The organism is Vibrio sp. 2033, assembly GCF_033339735.1.
This window is the reverse complement of the sequence record NZ_JAWOVC010000703.1, coordinates 1-547: the sequence shown is the minus strand read 5'-3', so window position 1 is coordinate 547 and position 547 is coordinate 1. Positions and strand designations below refer to the sequence as shown.

The 547-nt window shown below is 50.3% G+C and carries 1 protein-coding gene; it reads right to left on the bottom strand.

What is annotated here, in order from left to right; genetic code table 11:
- Positions 1 to 547: peroxidase family protein (locus R7P74_RS28610; RefSeq protein ID WP_318124071.1), on the bottom strand; the 547-nt coding region annotated here is incomplete at both ends.

The following is a 547-nucleotide window of genomic DNA, read 5'->3' as shown; positions in this document are numbered from 1 at the left end:
ATCTGCAAATTCTTCTGGATTTTCTTTGAAATGAAGCGATATTTTCCTGTATTCAGGATCCATCTTCATTGCCATGTCCGCAGTAGTCATCATCGGCAAGTGTTTCTTCTGCGGATCGTGTGCGTCAGGAACATTTGGCTGGACACCTTTCGGCTGCCACTGAAAGGCACCTGCCGGACTTTTCGTCAATTCCCATTCATTACCGAACAGAGTTTCAAAATAACTGTTATCCCATTGTATTGGCGTTGGAGTCCAGGCACCTTCAATCCCGCTTGTTATTGCGTCCTGAGCTTTACCGCTTCCATGTTTGCTAAGCCAGCCAAGCCCTTGCGCTTCGATGGGTGCTGCTTCGGGCTCCGGACCGACCAATGAAGCATCGCCTGCACCGTGAGCTTTGCCAAAGGTATGGCCGCCGGCCGTAAGGGCCACCGTTTCATAATCATTCATTGCCATACGGGCAAATGTTTCTCTTACATCATGAGCCGAACCGATCGGGTCGGGGTTTCCGTCCGGTCCTTCGGGATTAACATAAATCAAGCCCATCTGC